This window comes from Bogoriella caseilytica (assembly GCF_003752405.1).
GTDB classification, from domain to species: domain Bacteria; phylum Actinomycetota; class Actinomycetes; order Actinomycetales; family Actinomycetaceae; genus Allobogoriella; species Allobogoriella caseilytica.
The window spans coordinates 891,918-910,829 of sequence record NZ_RKHK01000001.1 but is presented as its reverse complement, the minus strand read 5'-3'; the positions used below and the strand labels follow the sequence as shown (position 1 = coordinate 910,829).

Sequence of the window (18,912 nt, the reverse complement as noted above, 5' to 3'; positions counted from 1 at the left end):
CTCAGGCCGCCTCGGAGCTTTTGGTCGCACCGCCGGTGGCGGTAGCCGCCGCGTCCAGACCGACCCGCAGGTCATCGAGGATGTCGTCGATGTGCTCGATACCCACCGCCAGGCGCACCAGGCCCGGGCTGACCCCAGCTGCGGCCAGACCCTCGGCGTCGAGCTGGGAGTGCGTGGTGGAAGCGGGGTGGATCACGAGCGATCGCACATCGCCGATGTTGGCGACCAGGGAGTGCAGCTTGAGGGCATCCACGAAGGCGATCCCCGCGTCGTAGCCGCCGGCCAGCTCGAAGGCGAGCACGGCTCCAGCGCCACGGGGCACGTACTTCTGGGCCAGTTGATGCCAGGGGGAGGAGGCGAGCCCGGCGTAGGCCACGGAGGTGACCTGCTCCTGGGCCTCTAGGAACTCGGCCACCTGCTGGGCATTGGACACATGCCGCTCGAGTCGCAGGGAGAGCGTCTCCAAGCCCTGGGCGATCAGGAAGGCGTTGAAGGGGGCGACGGCCGGGCCGAGGTCGCGCAGGAGCTGAACGCGTGCCTTGAGGATGAAGGCCGGAGCGCCGAGATCCTTGAAGACCAGCCCGTGATAGCTCGGGTCCGGGGTGTTGTAGTTGGGGAAGCGCTCCGGGTTTGCGGACCAGTCGAAGCGGCCGCCGTCGACGATCACGCCCGCGATCGCGGTGCCGTGCCCGCCGAGGTACTTGGTGGCCGAGTAGACCACGATGTCCGCGCCGTGCTCGAGCGGTCGCAGCAGGTAGGGGGTGGCCACGGTGTTGTCCACCAGGAGCGGCACCCCGGCCTCATGGGCGACGCCGGAGACTGCGGCGATGTCGAGCACCGAACCGGCGGGGTTGGCGATGGTCTCCGCGAAGAACAGCTTGGTGTTGGGCCGGACGGCGTCGCGCCAGGCCTGCGCGTCGTTCGGGTCCGCGATGAAGGTGGTCTCGATGCCGTACTTGCTCAAGGTGTGCTGCAGCAGGTTGTAGGTGCCGCCGTACAGGTGGGAACTCGCCACGAGGTGATCGCCCGCCTCGGCGATGTTCAGGATCGCCAAGGTCTCTGCGGCTTGGCCGGAGGACACGAGCAGCGCGCCGACGCCGCCGTCGAGGTCCGCGATGCGGTTCTCCACGGATTCCTGGGTGGGGTTGGTGATCCGGGTGTAGATCGGCCCGAGTTCGGCCAGGGCAAAGCGGTCGGCCGCCTGCTTGGTGTTCTCGAAGACGAAGGACGTTGTCTGGTAGATCGGCAGGGCGCGTGCGCCGGTCGCCGCGTCGGGCTCCTGCCCGGCATGAATCTGTCGGGTCTCGAATGCCCAGTTCTGCTGTTCGCTCACGATGTCTGCTCCATAGTCCGGCGGTGGGGTGGAGCGGGGCGCCGATCTCGGCTGCCACGTGTCCGCTCCTGAAGGGGGGTCGAAGAACGCCGGCGCGCTAGCTGCCCGGGCCGCACCGGGTGCGGCGGCAGGGGCGTGCCGGTCAGCTGGGCATTCGACGGCGGAACATGCCTCGGACGGTACGCGGGCAGCATCGGGGGCACCAGAGGCCGGATGGGAAATCTCGAAATGTGGAACTCTGGGGCCGATGGGACGGATGTGAACAACGGGAATAAGGTGACCAGTGTTCCCATAGGGGTAATCGTCCGCTAGTGTGACGACGTCACGAGACTGATTCGTGACTCCGTATCCCTTTCTTCCGGAGGCCCCCGGTGCGAGTCCCCTCCTATCGCGCCCCCCGTACCGCCCCCGCGGTGCGCGGCATCGCTGCCACCTGCGCGCTCGCCATTGCCGGCGCCCTCAGCCTGCTGACCCTGCCTCAGGCCACTGCTGCGCCGAGTGAGGACGAGATCGAGCAGTCACGCGAGGCGGAACAGAGCACGGCCTCGGCCATCGCTGCGCTCGAACTTGAATTGGCCGGCGTGACCTCCCGCGCCGAGCAGGCCGAGAACTCCGCTCAAGCGGCCTATGCGGAGTACGCGGATGCCCAGGTGGCACTCGAGGCGGCCATCGAACATGCCGAGGACCTGCAAGAGCGCGCCGACGCCGCCGGTGCCGAGGTGGAGATCGCGCGCGCCGAACTGGGCCGCGTGGGCGCGGCGATGTACCGCGAGGGTTCAGCGTCGCTGGCCACTCTGGCTCCGTACATGTCGGTGGAGTCCTTCGGCGAAGCGGCGTCGCGGCAGTACGCGCTGGAGCAACTGGGCTCGCGCACCGCCGGCCAACTCCAGCACTTCGAAGCCTTGGAGCAGGTGCACTCGACCTTGCAAGCCCGCGCGGACGTCGCCGTCGCCGAGCAGGAGGAGGCCACGGAGGTCTTGGCCGCAGCGGCCGAAGAGGCCGAGAGTGCCGCGTGGTCAACGGAGAACCAGCTTCAGGAGTCTCTGGCGCAGCGCGAGGAACTGATCACTGAGCTCGCTGCGCACCGGAACACCACGGTGGATCTGGAGCGTGAACGTCAGGACCGCTTGGACGAGGATCGCCGCGAGCGTGAGACGCGTGCGGAACAGGCCGAGGCTGATCGCCAGCCGGACACCCAGGCGCCCGCAGCCGGTGACTCCCAGCCCAGCAACGGGAGCGGATCGAGCCAGCCTTCCGCGCCGAGCCCGGGCACCTCGCCGAGCCCGACGCCGTCCAGCCCGAGCCCGTCGCCATCGAACCCGAGCCCGAGCCCGTCGAACCCGTCACCGAGTCCGAGCCCGTCGCCCAGCCCGAGCCCGTCGAACCCGTCACCGAGCCCGAGCCCGTCGAACCCCTCGCCCAGCCCGAGCCCGTCGCCGACGCCTCCTCCGGCACCCAGCCCGTCGCCGAGCCCGACGCCCACACCGCCCCCCGCGCCGGCTCCGCCGCCCACACCGGCCCCGCCGACCGCGCCGCCGGACCATGGCCGTGGTGCCCAGATCGTGGCGACTGCCTATCAGTACACGGGCATTCCCTACGTGTGGGGCAGCATGAACCCGAACGTCGGCTTCGACTGCTCAAGCTTTGTGAAGTACATGTATGACTCCGTGGGGATCCACGGAGTCCCGCAGTCCTCCGCCGCTCAGCGCTACGCCGGCATCCAGGTTCCCGCACACCAGGCACGCCCCGGCGACATCGTCTGGGCACCCGGCCACACCGCCATCTACATCGGCAACGGTCAGGTCATCGGTGCATGGAACCCGAACAGGCCCTCCGGCACGGGCCCGATCAGCTGGTTCACCAGCACTCCGATCTTCATCCGCCCCGGCGTCTGAGGTCGACCCCAGGGCCTCCCCCGAGTCGGGGCGACCCTGGGGTCTCTAGTCGTGGTGTCACCCGAGTCGGGGCCACCCTCCCTGGGCGATCGTGATCACCTATCGTCGCTTCGGGCGCCGATGATCGGTGCCGAAGCGACGTTTACTGAGCACAATCGCCGCGGCGTCGGTTCGGCCGCGGCGTCGGCATCGGGCCCACACCCGGCCGTAGCCGAGCTAGCTCAGTGGCCGTTGTCCTTCAGGCGCTGATAGGAGCGGCGGATCTCCTCCTCGGCGGCCTCGCGGCCCACCCAGTGCGCTCCCTCGACGGACTTGCCCGGTTCCAGGTCCTTGTACACCTCGAAGAAGTGCTGGATCTCCAGGCGGTGGAACTCCGAGACGTCCTCGATGTCGGTGCGCCACGAAGCGCGCTGGTCGGCTGAGGGTACGCACAGCACCTTGTCGTCGCCACCGGCTTCGTCGCGCATGCGGAACATGCCGAGCGCACGGCACTTGATCAGGCAGCCGGGAAAGGTCGGCTCCTCGAGGAGCACCAGGGCGTCCAGGGGGTCGCCGTCCTCACCGAGTGTCTCCTCGATGAAGCCGTAGTCGTCCGGATAGCGGGTCGAGGTGAAGAGCATCCGGTCCAGTCGGATCCGCCCGGTCTCATGATCGACCTCGTACTTGTTCCGGTTCCCCTTGGGGATTTCGATCGTGACGTCGAACTCCACGTCTTCCCTTCCTTGTCCCGTACCCACCGGGCCCTGCTGGCACGCCCACGAGCTCCGATGCCGTGGGGCTCATCCGGCTAGGGTACGGGTTCAGACGGGTGGACACCCCAGGAGTCGACACGTCACCGACGGTGCGCATGCCCGCAGCCTGATTCCCAGGAGGAGCACGTGAGCGAACCTCAGCGTGAGGACGCGGCACTCCCTGAGCCCGCTACCACCTCCTCGCCACCACCGGCCACGGCTCGTCGTCGCCGCGTTCGGCGGGCCCGGTTCGTCGCCGTGACGGCAGTGCTCGCGCTGGTGGCCGGTTACGGCACGCTCGATGCTCACGACCTCGTGCCGGGCTTCGTGACCCTGGAGCCGGAGCCGCCAGCCGCGCAACCTTTCCCCGGTCTTCGCCCTCCCGCAGATCCGGTCGCCCCGGACATCGCCACCGTGGTGGACGCACAGGTCGACCAGGCGCCGATCCCGGAGCCTGCGGTGTTCGAGGCACTGCTGGCGGACTTCGAGGATGACTGGCGGCGTACCGGCGGCTTCTCAGCGTTGTTCGTCGATGCGCTGAGCGGGGAGGAGGTCGCCGCCTACAACCCCGGCATCGCCCGCACCCCCGCGTCTTCGTTGAAGGTGGTCACGGCAGCCGCCGCACTGGCCACCTTCGAGGCCGGCCGGACGCTGCGGACCGAGACCGTCCTCTCTGGCAGCACGGTCACTCTGGTCGGCGGTGGGGATGCCATGCTCGCCGAGGGCGCGGGCAATCCAGACTCCGTCTCCGGCCGGGCGGGCCTGGCCGATCTCGCCGAGCAGACCGCTACGGCGCTGCAGGAGCGCGACATCTCCGAGGTTGCCCTCTCTGTGGACGACACCCTCTTTACGGGCCCGACCCATCACCCTGACTGGCATCCGCTGGACTACGAGTTCGTGATGGGTGTCCAACCACTGGCGGTGAACTCCGGCCGCACCTCCAATGGCCATCGCGAGGACCCCGCCGCCCACGCCGCAGGCGTCTTCGCAGAGGCGCTCCGCGAGCACGACATTGCCGTCTCTGGGCCCACACGGGCCTCCGCGCCGCCGGAGGCAGAGGTGCTGGCCTCCGTGGAGTCCGCGCCCATCGGCGCGGTGGTACGCCACATGCTGCGCGACTCGGACAACTCGGTGGCCGAGGTGCTGCTGCGTCTGGTAGCCATCGAGCGTGAGCACACCCCCGACTTCGAGGGCGGGGCGACCGCGGCCGCTGAGGCGGTGGCCGGCCTCGGTGTCGACACCGGATCGCTGACCATGGCGGACGGCTCCGGCATGAGCCCGGAATCCGAGGCCCCGCCGCTGCTGCTGGTCGGGCTGCTGGAGCTCTCAGGCGAACAGCCGCAGCTCGCCGGGCTGGTCTCCGCGCTGCCGGTCGCGCATCTGCACGGCACACTCTCCGGCCGATTCCCGGAAGCGGGTGCGGGCGCGATCCGGGCCAAGACCGGCACGCTCATCCGGACCGTCTCCCTCACCGGCCTGGTGACCACGGCCGATGGGCGCCCGCTCTTCTTCTCGGTGATCCTTGGTGATCTCGAACCCGGTACCGCCGGACAGGGGCGTCTCGCGCTGGATGACTTCCTGGCCGGAGTGGCTGCCTGCGGTTGTTCCGGAAACGATGACGCCACGGACGAGAGCTGACCGGGCCGGGAGGAGCACACGCCCGTCGTCGGGCGCAGCCCTGGGGTCTCGGGCTACCGTGGCGGCATGACAGAACTGAATGTGGGAGCGGCGGCCGGCGAGAGTACCCCGGTCGACTGGGACGCTGCCGTCCGGCGAGCCGCCATGCTCGCCCCGCCCGGGCCGTCCGGCACGCCCGCGGATCTGCGTGCCCTGGTGGAAGTGCTGCGCCGCTCCGCTGCGGAGGCGCCTGCCCACATCGCGGAGATCACCGGGCTGCACGAGGCCGCCGCACAAGCCGAGGAGGTGCCGGTCTTCGTCGTCGACCGGCCCCGGTGGTCCGAGGCTAACGCCACCATGTTCGCCTCCCTGATCGGTGATCTGATGCCGGTGCCCTCCATGCCTGCCGGCGCACGCCTGGCCGGGGAGGAGATGGGAGTCATCCTCGCGATCCTGTCCACCAAGGTGCTCGGCCAGTACGACCCCTTCGCCCAACGCCTGCTGCTCGTCGCCCCGAACGTGCGCAAGGTCGAACGCGAACTCGAGCTTGACGTCATGGACTTCCGCCTGTGGGTCTGCCTGCACGAGCAGACCCACGCGGTGCAGTTCGCCGCCGCCCCCTGGTTGGCGGACCACCTGCGTGAGCGCATGCGCTCACTGATCTCAACCATGGCTCAGGCGGGCAGTTCCACTCTGGAGCAGGCGTTCCGCTCCGCGGTCGACCAGGTCACCTCCCTGGTGCGCAGCGCAGAGGCCACGGACGACGCCGACAACCCGGTGCGCGGTGCCGGCGGCGGGCCGTTGATCGAGAGCTTCCTGACCGAGGACCAGCGCGACGATCTCGCCGGCATCGTGGCCGTGATGAGCCTGCTCGAAGGGCACGCCGACGTCGTGATGGACGCCGTCGACCCCGCCCGCCTCCCGTCGGTGCGGCACATCCGCAAGGCTTTCGACCGGCGTCGCGACACCCCCACGGGCCTGGACCACATCCTGCGCAGAGTGCTCGGAATGGACGCCAAGCTCGCCCAGTACCGTGACGGCGCTGCCTTTGTGCGTGCCGTGGTGGACCAGGTGGGCCATGACGGCCTCGCCGCAGTGTGGAGCGGCCCCGAGCAGTTGCCCACCGCCGGTGAGATCGCCGACCCGGCGAGCTGGGTGCAACGTGTGCATGGCTGACCCGGCCCTGGCCCACTGACCCGGGAGCGCTGATCGTGGCTGGCCCGGCACCTGCCGTGGCGCGCGCTCGCCGCGAGCTCCGCGGAGCGCTCACGGATCTCGCCCCGGGAGCCCTCGTGCTGGTGGCCTGTTCCGGTGGAGCCGATTCCCTCGCGCTCGCCGCGACAGCGTCCTTCGTGGCGCGGCGCGATGGTTGGCAGGCCGGTGCCGTCATCGTCGACCACGGCCTGCGACCGGGCTCAGCGCAGGTGGCCGAACGCGCTGCGCAGCAGTGCCGGGAACTCGGCCTGGATCCGGTCATGGTGCGCCGCGCGAGCCCGGGCGAACCTCGGCTCGACGCCGGTTCAGGCCCGGAAGGCGCGGCGCGGCAGCTGCGCTATGCGCTGTTGTCGGCCGCTGCCGCCGAGCATGGCGCCGAGTCCGTGCTGCTGGGACATACCCTCGACGACCAGGCCGAGACGGTGCTGCTGCGCCTGGCCCGGGGCTCCGGCGCGCGCTCCCTGGCCGGGATTCCCCTCAGACGTGGGCACTACCGCCGCCCCTTCCTGGAACTCCGGCGCGGCGAAACCGAGGACATCTGCCGGGCGCTGGGCCTCACTCCCGACCGGGATGAGACCAATGAGCCCGACGGCCCCTGGCGAGCCGCCGATGGCAGCCCGCTGCGACGCGCAGCCGTGCGGGCCACGGCACTGCCGGCCCTGACCCAGGCGCTGGGCCCCGGGGTTCCCGAGGCACTGGCCCGCACCGCCAGGCAGCTCGCCCGCGACGCGGACCTCCTGGACCACCTCGCCGCCGAGTTGTTCGATGCGGCGCAGCGCCCCGACGAGCGTGGCATCGGTCTCGACGTCGAGACCCTGACCGCCGCGCACCCGGCCCTGCGCACGCGTGCCCTGCACGCGGCCGCGCTGCAGGCCGGCGCCAGCTCCAGTGCCCTCGCCGCGGTGCACGTGGACGAACTCGAGGGCCTCCTCATGCGTTATCACGGGCAGGGGCCGATTCCGCTTCCGGGCGGGATCACCGCACGACGGATCCGCACCGACCGCGGCTGTGGCAGGCTGATCCTCTGCCGTTCCGAGCACGAGACCACCTAGCGCCGCGCTCCGGGGCCGCAGCACCCGGAACCCGCACCGACCGCCATGACAACGAGCTGGAGAGACGTGGACGCACAGGACATGGGCACCGACCTCGAGAAGGTGCTGATCAGCGAGAGCGAGATCCAGGACAAGCTGGCCGAACTCGCTGCCGAGATCGACCGCGACTACGCCGGCAAGGAGTTGCTCCTGATCGGCGTGCTCAAGGGCGCGGTCATGGTCATGGCTGATCTCTCCCGCAAGCTGCACACCGATGCCTCCATGGACTGGATGGCGGTCTCCTCCTACGGCTCGGGCACCAAGTCCTCCGGTGTGGTCCGCATCCTGAAGGACCTCGATGCCGATCTGACCGGCAAGCACGTCCTGATCGTCGAGGACATCATCGACTCCGGCCTCACCCTGTCCTGGCTGGTGGACAACCTGCGCTCGCGCGGCCCTGCCTCGGTGAACGTAGCCACTCTGCTGCGCAAGCCGGAGGCCGCGAAGGTCCAGGTGGACGTGCGTTACGTGGGCTTCGACATCCCCAAGGCCTTCGTGGTGGGCTACGGACTGGATTACGCCGAGCGCTACCGCCACCTGCCCTTCGTGGCCACTCTCGCCCCGCACGTGTACGCGTAAACCCGGGAACTGCGGAAACACATAGGCTAACGGCGATGAACGCGATGAAGAAGCTGCTGCGCGGCCCCCTGATCTGGATCCTCGTGGTCCTCCTGCTGGTCACGGTGGGTTGGTCCCTGCTCGGGCGCGCCGGGACGGAACGCATCGACACCTCCGAGGGTCTGGAGCTGCTCGAGTCCGGCACGGTGGAGCAGGTCGTGATCACCAACGGCCAGCAGCGGGTGCGCATGAAGCTCTCCGAGCCGTATGTGATCACCGAGGACGACGTCGAGATCGACCGCGGCACCGACGTCGAGTTCTACTACGTCTACCACCAGGGCGATGAGGTGGTCAGCGCCATCGTCGCGGCCGAGCCCGAGGAGGGTTACGACTCGGAGGTGCCGACCCAGTCCTTCCTGGCGTCCTTCCTCCCGATGATCATCATCTTCATCATCTTCATCGCGCTGTTCTGGTTCCTGCTCTCGCGGATGCAGGGCGGTGGCGGGATGGCCCGCTTCGCCAAGTCCAAGGCGAAGATGGTCTCCAAGGAGACGCCGCAGGTCTCCTTCGCCGACGTCGCCGGGGAGGACGAGGCCGTCGAGGAGCTCTACGAGATCAAGGAGTTCCTGGCCGAACCGGAGAAGTTCCAGGCTCTCGGCGCGAAGATCCCCAAGGGTGTGCTGCTCTTCGGCCCGCCCGGAACCGGCAAGACCCTGCTGGCCCGCGCCGTGGCCGGTGAGGCCGGCGCCCCCTTCTTCTCCATCTCCGGTTCGGAGTTCGTGGAGATGTTCGTGGGTGTGGGTGCCTCGCGGGTGCGCGACCTGTTCGAGCAGGCGAAGAACAACGCCCCGGCCATCATCTTCGTCGACGAGATCGACGCCGTCGGCCGCCACCGCGGCACCGGTATGGGCGGTGGCCATGACGAGCGCGAGCAGACCCTGAACCAGCTCCTGGTGGAGATGGATGGCTTCGACGCCACCGCGAACGTCATCCTCATCGCGGCGACGAACCGGCCCGACGTCCTCGATCCCGCGCTCCTGCGCCCGGGCCGTTTCGACCGCCAGGTGGCCGTCGAAGCACCGGACCAGCGCGGGCGCGCCGCGATCCTGCAGGTGCACGCCAAGGGCAAGCCCATGGCCCCGAACGTGGACCTGAACCTGGTGGCCAAGCGCACCCCGGGCTTCACCGGAGCCGACCTCGCCAACGTGCTCAATGAGGCCGCGATCCTCACCGCGCGCTCCAACGCCCAGCTCATCGATGACCGCGCCCTGGACGAGGCCATCGACCGCTCCATGGCGGGGCCCCAGAAGCGCACCCGGGTGATGAACGAGAAGGAACTGAAGGTCACCGCTTACCACGAGGGCGGCCACGCGCTCGCCGCCGCGGCCCTGCGCTACACCGACCCGGTCACCAAGGTCACGATCCTGCCGCGTGGGCGCGCCCTGGGCTACACGATGGTGATGCCGGCCGAGGACCGCTACTCCACCTCGCGGAACCAGCTGCTCGATCAGCTCGCCTACGCCATGGGCGGGCGCGTGGCCGAGGAGATGGTCTTCCACGACCCCACCACCGGCGCCTCGAACGACATCGAGAAGGCCACCGCGATCGCCCGCAAGATGGTCACCGAGTACGGCATGACCGCCACCGTCGGCTCGGTCAAGCTCGGCCAGTCCAGTGACCAGCCCTTCCTGGGCCGCGACATGGGTCACCAGCGCGACTACTCCGAGTCCATGGCCGCCGCCGTGGACAGTGAGGTGCGCGCGTTGTTGGAGGCCGCCCACCAGGAGGCCTGGGAGATCCTGAACCAGTACCGCGATGTGCTCGATCACCTGGTGCTGGAGCTCCTGGAGCACGAGACACTGAACGAGAAGGAGATCGCGCGGATCTTCGAGCCGGTGGTCAAGCGTGATCCGCGCCCGGTCTGGCTCTCCGCGCCCGAGCGCCCGGTCTCGGATCGTCCCCCGGTGATCGGCCCGGCCGAGCGGGAGCGCGGCGACACGGAGCAGGCACCCCCGGAGGATCAGATCGCGGTCGCGGGGGAGACCTCAGTGGGCCCCGGCGCGGGCCATGGCGCTTCCGCGGTCGGTGACGGCGACGGGGGCGCTGGGGACGACGAGCGTTTCCGGCCCACGGAGCCCGGAGCCTCCTGATGAGTGGCACACCGGGAACCGTTGATGCCGGAGCGCCGCAGCCGGGACGCTATGACGCGGAGGGGGTGCGCCGTGCCGTGCGAGATCTGCTCACTGCGATCGGGGAGGATCCCGACCGTCAGGGGCTGTCCGGCACGCCGGACCGGGTGGCTCGCTCCTACGCGGAGATGTTCGCCGGCATGGCGGAGGATCCGGCCGACCATCTGGAGGCGGTCTTCGACCTCGGCCACGAGGAGATGATCCTCGCCCGGGACATCCCGCTCTATTCGATGTGCGAGCATCACCTGCTGCCCTTCCACGGAGTGGCGCACGTGGGCTACCTCCCCGATGCCACGGGGCGGGTGACCGGGTTGAGCAAACTCGCCCGCCTGGTGGAGGGCTATGCCCGCCGCCCGCAGGTGCAGGAGCGACTGACCACCCAGGTGGCAGACGCGCTGGTGGATCGCCTCGGCGCCCGCGGTGTCATCGTCATCATCGAGGCCGAGCACCTGTGCATGTCGATGCGGGGTGTGCGCAAGCCCGGGGCGGCCACCGTCACCTCGGCCGTGCGGGGGCAGCTGCGCAACGCCGCCACCCGCGCCGAGGCCATGAGCCTGCTCAAGGGATAGCGCGATGCCCCGCACGCTGGTGATGGGGGTACTGAATGTGACCCCCGACTCCTTCTCCGACGGCGGTCGTTGGGCGGACACCGCATCGGCCGTGGCCCGGGGCCAGGAGATGCTCGCTCAGGGCGCCGACATCATCGACGTCGGGGGTGAATCCACCCGCCCGGGCGCGGCGACCGTCCCGGTCGCCGAGGAAATCCAGCGTGTCGTGCCCGTGGTCGAGGCGCTGTCCAATGCCGCACCGTCGGCGGAGATCTCGGTGGACACCACGCGCGCCGCGGTGGCCCAGGCCGCCCTCGACGCCGGCGCGCGGATCGTCAACGACGTCTCCGGGGGGCAGGCGGATCCGCAGATCTTCGGTGTGATCGCCCGCAGCGGCGCCCGGTATGTGCTGCAGCACCGCCGCGGCACCCCGGAGACCATGAACGACCTGGCGGTCTACCAGGATGTCGTCGCCGAGGTGCGCGCTGAGCTGGCCGGAATGCTGCAGGCCGCGCTCGCGGCCGGAGTGTCACCTGAGGTGATCATCGTCGATCCGGGGCTGGGGTTCGCCAAGCAGGCGGAGCACAACTGGCGCATCCTGGCCCACCTCGAGGAGTTCACGAGCCTCGGGTACCCGCTCCTGATCGGTGCCTCCCGGAAGCGATTCCTCGACGACGTCAGCTCCGGCGCCCAGCCGGGTGACCGCGACAACTCCACGGCGGCGGTCACCGCGCTGGCCGCTGCCGCCGGCGTCTGGGGGGTGCGGGTGCACAGTGTTCCTGCCAGCCTCGATGCCGTCCGCGTAGCAGCCACCTGGAGGGAGCACCGATGAGCCACCGCATCACCCTGACCGGACTGCGCGCGGAAGGTCACCACGGGGTGCTGGCGAGCGAACGGGAGAGCGGCCAGATCTTCATCGCCGACGTCGTGCTCGACCTCGTTCCCGGGGCCGCCGCCACCGACGAGCTGTCCAGCACGGTCAACTACGCCGAGGTCGCCGAGGCGGTGGTCGGCATCTTGGCCGGCGAGCCCGTGGATCTCATCGAAACCGTGGCCGAACGTGTGGCCACAGCCGTGTTGCAGTGGCCGGTGGTCCAGGCCACCGAGGTGGTGGTGCACAAGCCCCGTGCGCCGATCGCGGTGGAGTTCACGGACGTCTCGGTGGCTATCCGGCGCGAGCGGGCCTCCCAAGAGCTCGGCCGGGCCGAGCGGCCTCGCTCGGGGTACTCCCCGGCGCCGGAGCCGGTACCGATCGTGCTCTCCCTCGGAGCGAATCTCGGCGACGCCCGAGCGACGCTCCGTGACGTGGTGCGCGAACTGCGCCATGAACTGGGTGTGCACCTCAGCGGCGTCTCTCCGCTGGCCCGCACCAAGGCGGTGCTGAGCGAGGACCAGGAAGCTCAGCCGGACTACCTCAACGCCGTGGTGACCGGTACCACCACGCTCGGTCCGCGTACGCTCCTGGCGTGCCTGCAGCAGATCGAGCACGCCCACGGACGCCGCCGTGCCGAGCACTGGGGCGCGCGCACGCTCGACATCGACGTCGTCGCGATGGGGGACATCGAGCAGGGCGATCCGACGTTGACACTGCCGCATCCGCGGGCCCACGCGCGGGCCTTCGTCCTGGCCCCGTGGGCGCGGCTGGATCCGGAGGCTGTGCTGCCAGGGCCGCACGGTGGCCCGGTGGCGGAGCTGGCCGCATCCGCGCCCGACCACGCCGATCTGGAATGGCTTGCCGAGGAGTGGGCGTGAGCCGCACCCGGTGGCAGACCCTGGTCCTGATCGCGGTGCTCGCGGGCGTGATCACCTTCTTCGTCCTGGCGAACCTGCAGGCCCGGGGCGGCCACGGCGTGCCGGTCTCGCCGGTCTCGGCGGCGCCCTTCATCGTGCTCGGCATCGTCTTGCTGTGGCTGGGCCGGGCCGTGCGACGGCTCATTGCCCGCGAGGAGAGCTTCCTGACCCCGATCGGCGCGTCGAGAGTGGTGGTCCTGGCCAAGTCCGCGGCGCTGGTGGGCTCGGGCTGCGTGGGCTATTACGCCGGCCAGGCGCTGCTCACGCTGGACAACCTGAGTGCACCGGCACCCCGTCAGCAGTTGATCGCCGCAGCGGCAGCCCTGGTGGGTGCGGCGGTCATGTCCGGCGTGGCGATGCTCGTGGAGCGCTGGTGTGAGGTCAGCCCCGAGGACGACGAGCCCGGCCCCGGGGCGTCCGCGCCCACCTCCTGACGGACCTGGCACTCCCGCGACGATCGGGAAGGCGCGCGCACCGTAGGCCGAGAGGTGTGGTGTCCGGTCCGTCTGTCACAATGCGCAGGTGAGCGAATCAGGACAGCCTCCGAGCGGCCCGGCCTTTCCCGCGGGCCCCCACGGGCCCGCGCAGCAGCCCGCACCCGCGCAGCAGGGCCAGCACCTAGCCGGGCCCCCGCAGGGTGGTCCGCCACAGGGTGGGCCGCCGCAGGGACCGCCGCCGTTGCCGAGTGCGCCACACCAGCAGCCGCCGACCGGGCCGCTGCAGCGGCCGGGTGGCACCCCGCCGTCGCCGCACGCCAGCGAATCCGACCAGGGCCACAGTTCGGCCTTCGCGCCGCCTGGCGTTGCTTTCGCCCCCGTGTCGACGTCGCTGACCTCGGTGCGCCTGATCTCCACCGCCGTCTGGCTCGGCATCCCCTTCCTCGGTGCCCTCATCCCTGCCATCATCTTCGGCGGCTGGGTGTGGATCGCGCCGGCTGTGCTGCTGATCTTCATCGTTTGGGCGTTCCTCCTCATCCCGAGGCAGGTGCGTGCGATCGGCTATGCCGAGTCCGACGAGGATCTGTTGGTGCGCAAGGGCATCCTGTTCAAGTCGCTCTCGATCGTCCCGTATGGCCGGATGCAGTTCGTCGATGTGAACGCTGGCCCGCTGGATCGCGCCTTCGGAGTCGCCCAGGTCAAGTTGCACACCGCTTCTGCCGCCACCGACGCCACCATTCCGGGACTGCCCCCGGAGGAGGCCGCCCGACTACGTGACCGGCTCACCGAACGTGGCGAGGCACGGTTGGCGGGCCTGTGAGCACCCCCCACCCGGAGCCCCAGTGGCGCCGCGTCCACAAGATCACCCCCGTGGTCGAGGCCTGGAAGGGTCTCGCCGTCTTCGCGGTCCTCGTGCTCTGGCAGCTGGGCCAGGGCGGCATCCAGCTGATCCGGGAGTTCGCTGACGGCTCGCTCGTGTGGGTCATCCTCGTGCCCATCGTCGTGCTCTTCGTCATCGTCGCGCTCTCGCTGGGGCTTTCCTACCTGGCGTGGACCAAGCGCCGGTTTGCCGTGACGGCAGAATCCGTCGACCTGCACCAGGGCATCCTCTTCAAGCAGCAGCGTCACGCACGGCTCGTGCGCATCCAGGCCGTGGACATCGTCCAGCCGCTGATCGGCCGGATCTTCGGTATGGCCCAGGTCAAGGTCGAGTCCGCGGGTGGCCAGGAGTCGAACGTCGTCATCAGCTACCTGAAGGAGTCCGAAGCGCAGGAGCTGCGCAACGAGATCCTGGCGCGCGCTGCCGGCGTGGTCGACGACGAACCCGCCGCGGGTGCGAGTGACGCGCCAGATGGTTCCGGTCCGGAGGGCGGCGGCGGCGCTCCCGCGGGGGCACCGCAGGGCCAAGCCAAGCCGGCCGCTGGACGGTTCGCGCAGGCCGCCCCCGAACGCGAACTGCTACGGGTCCCGCCAGGGCGTCTCGTGGGTTCGCTGCTGCTTTCGCCCTCGCTGATCGTGGTCAGCATCGTCATCGTCGCCTTCGTCATCTTCTTCGTCATCCTCTCCGTCAAGGGCTCCGACTTCGGCGGAGTGGGCGCCATGTTCAGCTGGGGCTGGGCGGTTATCGGCTGGGCGATCTACCTGTGGGGCCGCTTCGCCGGGGAGTTCGGATTCCGGGCCGCGATCTCGCCCGATGGCATCCGGATCCATTCCGGCCTGCTGGAGACCCGCTCGCAGACCATCCCACCCGGTCGCGTGCAGGCTGTGGAACTCAGCCAGGGGCTGCTTTGGCGGCTCAAGGGATGGTGGCGGGTCAAGGTCAATATCGCCGGGTACGGCCTGGGCGAGGCGGGCCAGCAGAACTCGGCCCGCGAGACGATTCTGCTCTCGGTGGGCTCACGCGGAGAGGCTCTGACCGCCCTGTGGCTCGTGCTCCCCGATCTCGGGGAGGAGGAGATCGAGGCCCTGCTCGATGCCTCGCTCGAAGGCGACGGCGATGCCGGGGGTTACTGGCACACGCCGCGGCGCGCGATCTGGCTCGATCCCTTCACCTGGCGGCGCAATGGACTGCGCATCACCGGCACCGCGATGCTGATCCGCTCGGGGCGCTTCGTGCGCTCGCTGGTGGTGGTGCCGCACGAGCGCACCCAGTCCCTGCAGCTCACCCAGGGTCCGCTCGAGCGACGGTTCCGTATCGCCAACATCGTGCCGCAGTCCGTCCAGGGCCCCGTGACGCCGATGGCGCGCCACCTCGACGAGATCCTCGCCCGCGAGGTGATCATGGAGCAGGCCGAGCGCGCGCGCACGGCCCGTCACGCCGAGGGCCCGGAGGAGTGGATGAAGCGCGTGGGCGTGCCCGGCGCCGATGAGTTCTCCTCCGACAAGGCGGCAGAGCAGCTGGGACTACCGGCTGAGGCGGATGAGGTCCCGCGGCCCGGTGGAGAGATCCCGGTGCCGGCCGCCGGGAGCCCAGAGGCGGTGCATGCTGCGGCGGAGCCGAGCGCTGCCTCAGGTCCGCCGGCTGCCTCCGGCCCGCTGGCTTCAGGTCCGCCGGCTGCTTCAGGTCCGCCGGCTGCTTCAGGTCCGCCGCCGGGCTCGGCGCCCGACCGGCCCGTTGACCGGGCGGGGGATCAGCGCTTCCGCCCGCCTGCTCCGCCCCAATGACGCTCGGCCCAGACCCGTTCGTGCCCGAGCAACGGGCAGGCCGTCTCGGCATCGGTGTGGTGGGCGCCGGGCGCGTTGGTGCCGTGCTGGGCAGTGCCCTGCGTGCGGTGGGGCATGCCGTCGTAGGAGTCTCGGCCGTCTCGGAGGAGAGCCGGGAGCGCGCCGAGCTGATGCTGCCCGGCGTGCCCGTGCTGGACGTCGAGGAGGTCGTTGAACGTGCCGAGCTCGTCCTGCTCGCCGTGCCTGAGGACGAACTCCCCGGCTTGGTCAACGGCTTGGCCGGTCTCGGCCGCTGGCAGGCCGGCCAGCTCGTGGTGCACACCGCCGGTCCGCAGGGCGTGGCGGTCCTGGCGCCGGCTGCGGCCGCAGGCGCCATCCCCCTGGCCATCCATCCGGCCATGACGTTCACCGGAACCTCGATGGACCTCACGAGGCTGACCGGCGCTCCGTTCGCCGTCACCGCGGCGAGTCCGGTGCTCCCCATCGCTCAGGCGCTGGTGGTGGAGCTCGGAGGCGAACCAGTCGTGGTCGCCGAGGCCGACCGGCCCTCCTACGCCGAAGCAGTGCAGCGGGCGACCGACGCCGTGGCGGCAGCCGCCAGCCAGGCCATGGACGCGCTGGAGTCCCTGGGTATCGCCGACCCTGGGCCGCATCTGACCCCGCTGCTGACCACCGCCTTGGACCGCACGCTCCGCCGCAGTCAGTAGCTGACGGCAGGACGCCGTGAAGGGGCCTCAGGGCTCAGACCTGAGCCCTGAGGCTGTGGGACTACTGTTCCCAGTTGATCTGCTTGAGACCCTCGGTGGCCTTGGCTGCGATCAGGATGACGTCGATCAGCCACCACACCCCGAAGGTGAGCCAGCTGAGCAGTAGCTTGGCCACCCCCAGGCCGACGTGGCCCAGATAGAAACGGTCGACGCCGAACCCGCCCAGCAGGATGGAGAGCACGACGGCCACGATGTGGTTCTTCGGCGGCCCGTACCCCGGATGGAACCCGTATCCCGGGGAGCTATAGGCACCCTGGGCCGAGTAGCCGGGGTACTGGTTGTACGCGGGCTGCGGCCCGTAGCCAGGTGCAGGGCTGTACCCGGGCTGCTGGCCGTAGCCGGGCTGCGGCCCGCTCGCCTGGACGCCTGGCTGGTCGGGACCGGGCTGCCCCGGGGTGGGGATGGTCATCGTGGTGGCCCTTCGGCTGAGAGCGTCGAGATCGCGAACATCATCAGATTACTCGCCCCGCATCGAACTCAGATCCTCGGCATCAGAGGTGTCCGAGTACCCTGGGCCGGTGACCGAGCAGACTTCCGCCGCCGCGCCAGCCCCCGAGCACGAGGACGTTCCCGAGCAGGTTCGAGTCCGCGCGGAGAAGCGCGCGCGGCTGCTGGCGGCGGGCATCGACCCCTACCCGGTCACCCTTCCGCTGACCACCACCATCGCGGCGGTCCGCGCCGACTTCGCGCACCTGGAAGCCGGTGAGGAGACCGAGACGGTCGTCGGCGTCAGCGGCCGGGTGATGTACCTGCGCAATACTGGCAAGCTCTGCTTCGTCACCCTCCAGGACGGCGACGGCCAACGCTTGCAGGCCATGCTCTCCAAGGCCGAGGTGGGGGAGGAGGCGCTCGGTGCCTTCAAGACCGACGTCGACCTCGGGGACCATCTCTTCGTCCACGGCCGAGTGATCTCCTCGCGCCGCGGTGAGCTCTCCGTCTTCGCCGGTCCGGACGCCGAGGGGCGCTCCTACCGTCTCGCGGCCAAGGCGCTGCGCCCGTTGCCCAAGACCTACGAGAACGCAGCAGGCGAGCAGGTGGCGCTCTCCGAGGAGGGGCAGGTGCGCCGCCGCCACCTGGACCTCATCATGCGGCCGGCCGCGCGCGAGATGATCCGCACCCGGGCCGCCGTGGTGAAGTCGCTGCGTGCCAACCTCGATGCCCGCGACTTCCTCGAGCTCGAGACCCCGATGCTGCAGATCCAACCCGGCGGCGCCTCGGCACGCCCGTTCACCACGCACATGAACGCCTACGACGTCGAGCTCTACCTCCGCATCGCGCCGGAGCTCTTCCTCAAGCGCGCCGTGGTGGGGGGAGTGGAGCGGGTCTTCGAGATCAACCGGAACTTCCGCAACGAGGGCGCCGACTCCTCGCACAGCCCGGAGTTCGCCATGCTCGAGGCCTACGAGGCCTACGGCAACTACGACACCATGGCGGAGCTGACCCGCAACCTGGTGCAGCAGGCCGCGCAGGATGCTTTCGGCTCCACGACGGTGACGCTGGCCGACGGCAGCGAGTACGACCTCGGCGGGCAGTGGCGCTCCATCAGCCTCTACCCGGCTGTGTCCGAGGCCCTCGGAGAAGAGGTCACCCCGGCCACCTCCCGTGGGGACCTGGTGCGCCACGCCGAGCGTCTCGAGCTGGACGTCGCCCCGCACTACACGCCGGGGAAGCTCGTGGAGGAACTCTTCGAGCACCTGGTGGGCGATGACCTCTACGAACCCACCTTCGTGCGGGACTTCCCGGTGGACACCTCACCGCTGACCCGCGCGCACCGCACGCAGGAGGGCGTGGTGGAGAAGTGGGACCTCTACGTGCGCGGCTTCGAACTGGCCACCGCGTACTCGGAGCTGGTGGACCCGGTGGTCCAGCGCGAGCGCTTCGAGGCGCAGGCGCTGGTCGCGGCGGCGGGGGACCCCGAGGCCATGGTGCTCGATGAGGACTTCCTCGAGGCCATGGAACAGGGCATGCCCCCCTCGGGCGGTATGGGTATGGGCATCGACCGCCTGCTCATGGCCGTGACCGGCCGCGGCATCCGCGAGACCATCCCCTTCCCGCTGGTCAAGCAGCGCTGAGGCG

17 protein-coding genes are annotated in these 18,912 nt (G+C 70.1%); 14 read left to right on the top strand and 3 right to left on the bottom strand.

What is annotated here, in order from left to right; genetic code table 11:
- Position 1: 1 nt before the first annotated feature.
- On the bottom strand, positions 2-1,333 hold the full coding sequence (locus EDD31_RS04075) for a bifunctional o-acetylhomoserine/o-acetylserine sulfhydrylase (RefSeq protein WP_123303024.1): 1,332 nt from the start codon (positions 1,331-1,333) through the stop codon (positions 2-4).
- Positions 1,334-1,704: 371 nt separating this feature from the next.
- Between EDD31_RS04075 and EDD31_RS15065 the strand changes: the two genes are divergently transcribed.
- Positions 1,705-3,228 carry a C40 family peptidase gene (locus tag EDD31_RS15065; RefSeq protein WP_123303023.1) on the top strand — a complete coding sequence of 508 codons (1,524 nt, stop codon included), beginning with the start codon at positions 1,705-1,707 and terminating at the stop codon, positions 3,226-3,228.
- Between the two features lie 221 nt (positions 3,229-3,449).
- On the opposite strand, the gene EDD31_RS04065 is transcribed toward EDD31_RS15065, so the two are convergent.
- Complete coding sequence (locus tag EDD31_RS04065) at positions 3,450-3,938, bottom strand: inorganic diphosphatase (RefSeq protein WP_123303022.1); 489 nt, start codon at positions 3,936-3,938, stop codon at positions 3,450-3,452.
- Positions 3,939-4,106: 168 nt separating this feature from the next.
- Between EDD31_RS04065 and dacB the strand changes: the two genes are divergently transcribed.
- The 12 genes from dacB to EDD31_RS04005 all read left to right on the top strand — a co-directional run bounded on the left by dacB (position 4,107) and on the right by EDD31_RS04005 (position 16,776).
- Positions 4,107-5,597 (top strand): D-alanyl-D-alanine carboxypeptidase/D-alanyl-D-alanine endopeptidase, encoded by a 1,491-nt coding sequence (dacB, locus tag EDD31_RS04060; RefSeq protein WP_123303021.1) that lies wholly within the window; start codon positions 4,107-4,109, stop codon positions 5,595-5,597.
- Positions 5,598-5,663: 66 nt separating this feature from the next.
- Positions 5,664-6,752, top strand: a complete 1,089-nt coding sequence (locus tag EDD31_RS04055) for a zinc-dependent metalloprotease (protein ID WP_123303020.1) — start codon at positions 5,664-5,666, stop codon at positions 6,750-6,752.
- Positions 6,753-6,787: 35 nt separating this feature from the next.
- Positions 6,788-7,843: a tRNA lysidine(34) synthetase TilS gene (gene tilS, locus EDD31_RS04050; RefSeq protein WP_123303019.1), complete on the top strand. Its 1,056-nt coding sequence runs from the start codon at positions 6,788-6,790 to the stop codon at positions 7,841-7,843.
- Between the two features lie 66 nt (positions 7,844-7,909).
- Complete coding sequence (gene hpt / locus EDD31_RS04045; RefSeq protein ID WP_123303018.1) at positions 7,910-8,461, top strand: hypoxanthine phosphoribosyltransferase; 552 nt, start codon at positions 7,910-7,912, stop codon at positions 8,459-8,461.
- Positions 8,462-8,496: 35 nt separating this feature from the next.
- Complete coding sequence (gene ftsH / locus EDD31_RS04040; RefSeq protein ID WP_123303017.1) at positions 8,497-10,590, top strand: ATP-dependent zinc metalloprotease FtsH; 2,094 nt, start codon at positions 8,497-8,499, stop codon at positions 10,588-10,590.
- Positions 10,590-11,198, top strand: a complete 609-nt coding sequence (folE, locus tag EDD31_RS04035) for a GTP cyclohydrolase I FolE (RefSeq protein ID WP_123303016.1) — start codon at positions 10,590-10,592, stop codon at positions 11,196-11,198. The genes ftsH and folE overlap by 1 nt, the downstream gene beginning before the upstream one ends.
- A gap of 4 nt (positions 11,199-11,202) precedes the next feature.
- The gene (gene folP / locus EDD31_RS04030; RefSeq protein ID WP_211336051.1) at positions 11,203-12,009 is read left to right on the top strand and encodes a dihydropteroate synthase; all 807 of its coding nucleotides are present in this window, start codon (positions 11,203-11,205) and stop codon (positions 12,007-12,009) included.
- Positions 12,006-12,929, top strand: coding sequence for a 2-amino-4-hydroxy-6-hydroxymethyldihydropteridine diphosphokinase (gene folK, locus EDD31_RS04025; RefSeq protein WP_123303015.1), 924 nt, complete (start codon positions 12,006-12,008; stop codon positions 12,927-12,929). The genes folP and folK overlap by 4 nt, the downstream gene beginning before the upstream one ends.
- Positions 12,926-13,402: a DUF3180 domain-containing protein gene (locus EDD31_RS04020; RefSeq protein ID WP_170163175.1), complete on the top strand. Its 477-nt coding sequence runs from the start codon at positions 12,926-12,928 to the stop codon at positions 13,400-13,402. Before folK ends, EDD31_RS04020 begins: the two co-directional genes overlap by 4 nt.
- A gap of 88 nt (positions 13,403-13,490) precedes the next feature.
- A complete protein-coding gene (locus EDD31_RS15100) occupies positions 13,491-14,225 on the top strand; it encodes a PH domain-containing protein (RefSeq protein WP_342768015.1) in 735 nt (244 codons plus the stop codon).
- Positions 14,222-16,069: a PH domain-containing protein gene (locus EDD31_RS04010; RefSeq protein WP_123303013.1), complete on the top strand. Its 1,848-nt coding sequence runs from the start codon at positions 14,222-14,224 to the stop codon at positions 16,067-16,069. Before EDD31_RS15100 ends, EDD31_RS04010 begins: the two co-directional genes overlap by 4 nt.
- The gene (locus EDD31_RS04005; RefSeq protein WP_123303012.1) at positions 16,066-16,776 is read left to right on the top strand and encodes a Rossmann-like and DUF2520 domain-containing protein; all 711 of its coding nucleotides are present in this window, start codon (positions 16,066-16,068) and stop codon (positions 16,774-16,776) included. Before EDD31_RS04010 ends, EDD31_RS04005 begins: the two co-directional genes overlap by 4 nt.
- A gap of 61 nt (positions 16,777-16,837) precedes the next feature.
- Here the strand turns inward: EDD31_RS04005 and EDD31_RS14960 are convergent, their stop codons facing one another.
- Positions 16,838-17,245: a TM2 domain-containing protein gene (locus EDD31_RS14960; RefSeq protein ID WP_123303011.1), complete on the bottom strand. Its 408-nt coding sequence runs from the start codon at positions 17,243-17,245 to the stop codon at positions 16,838-16,840.
- A 109-nt stretch (positions 17,246-17,354) separates the two neighbouring features.
- On the opposite strand from EDD31_RS14960, the gene lysS reads away from it, so the two are divergent.
- Complete coding sequence (gene lysS / locus EDD31_RS03995; RefSeq protein WP_211336050.1) at positions 17,355-18,908, top strand: lysine--tRNA ligase; 1,554 nt, start codon at positions 17,355-17,357, stop codon at positions 18,906-18,908.
- Positions 18,909-18,912: the final 4 nt, after the last annotated feature.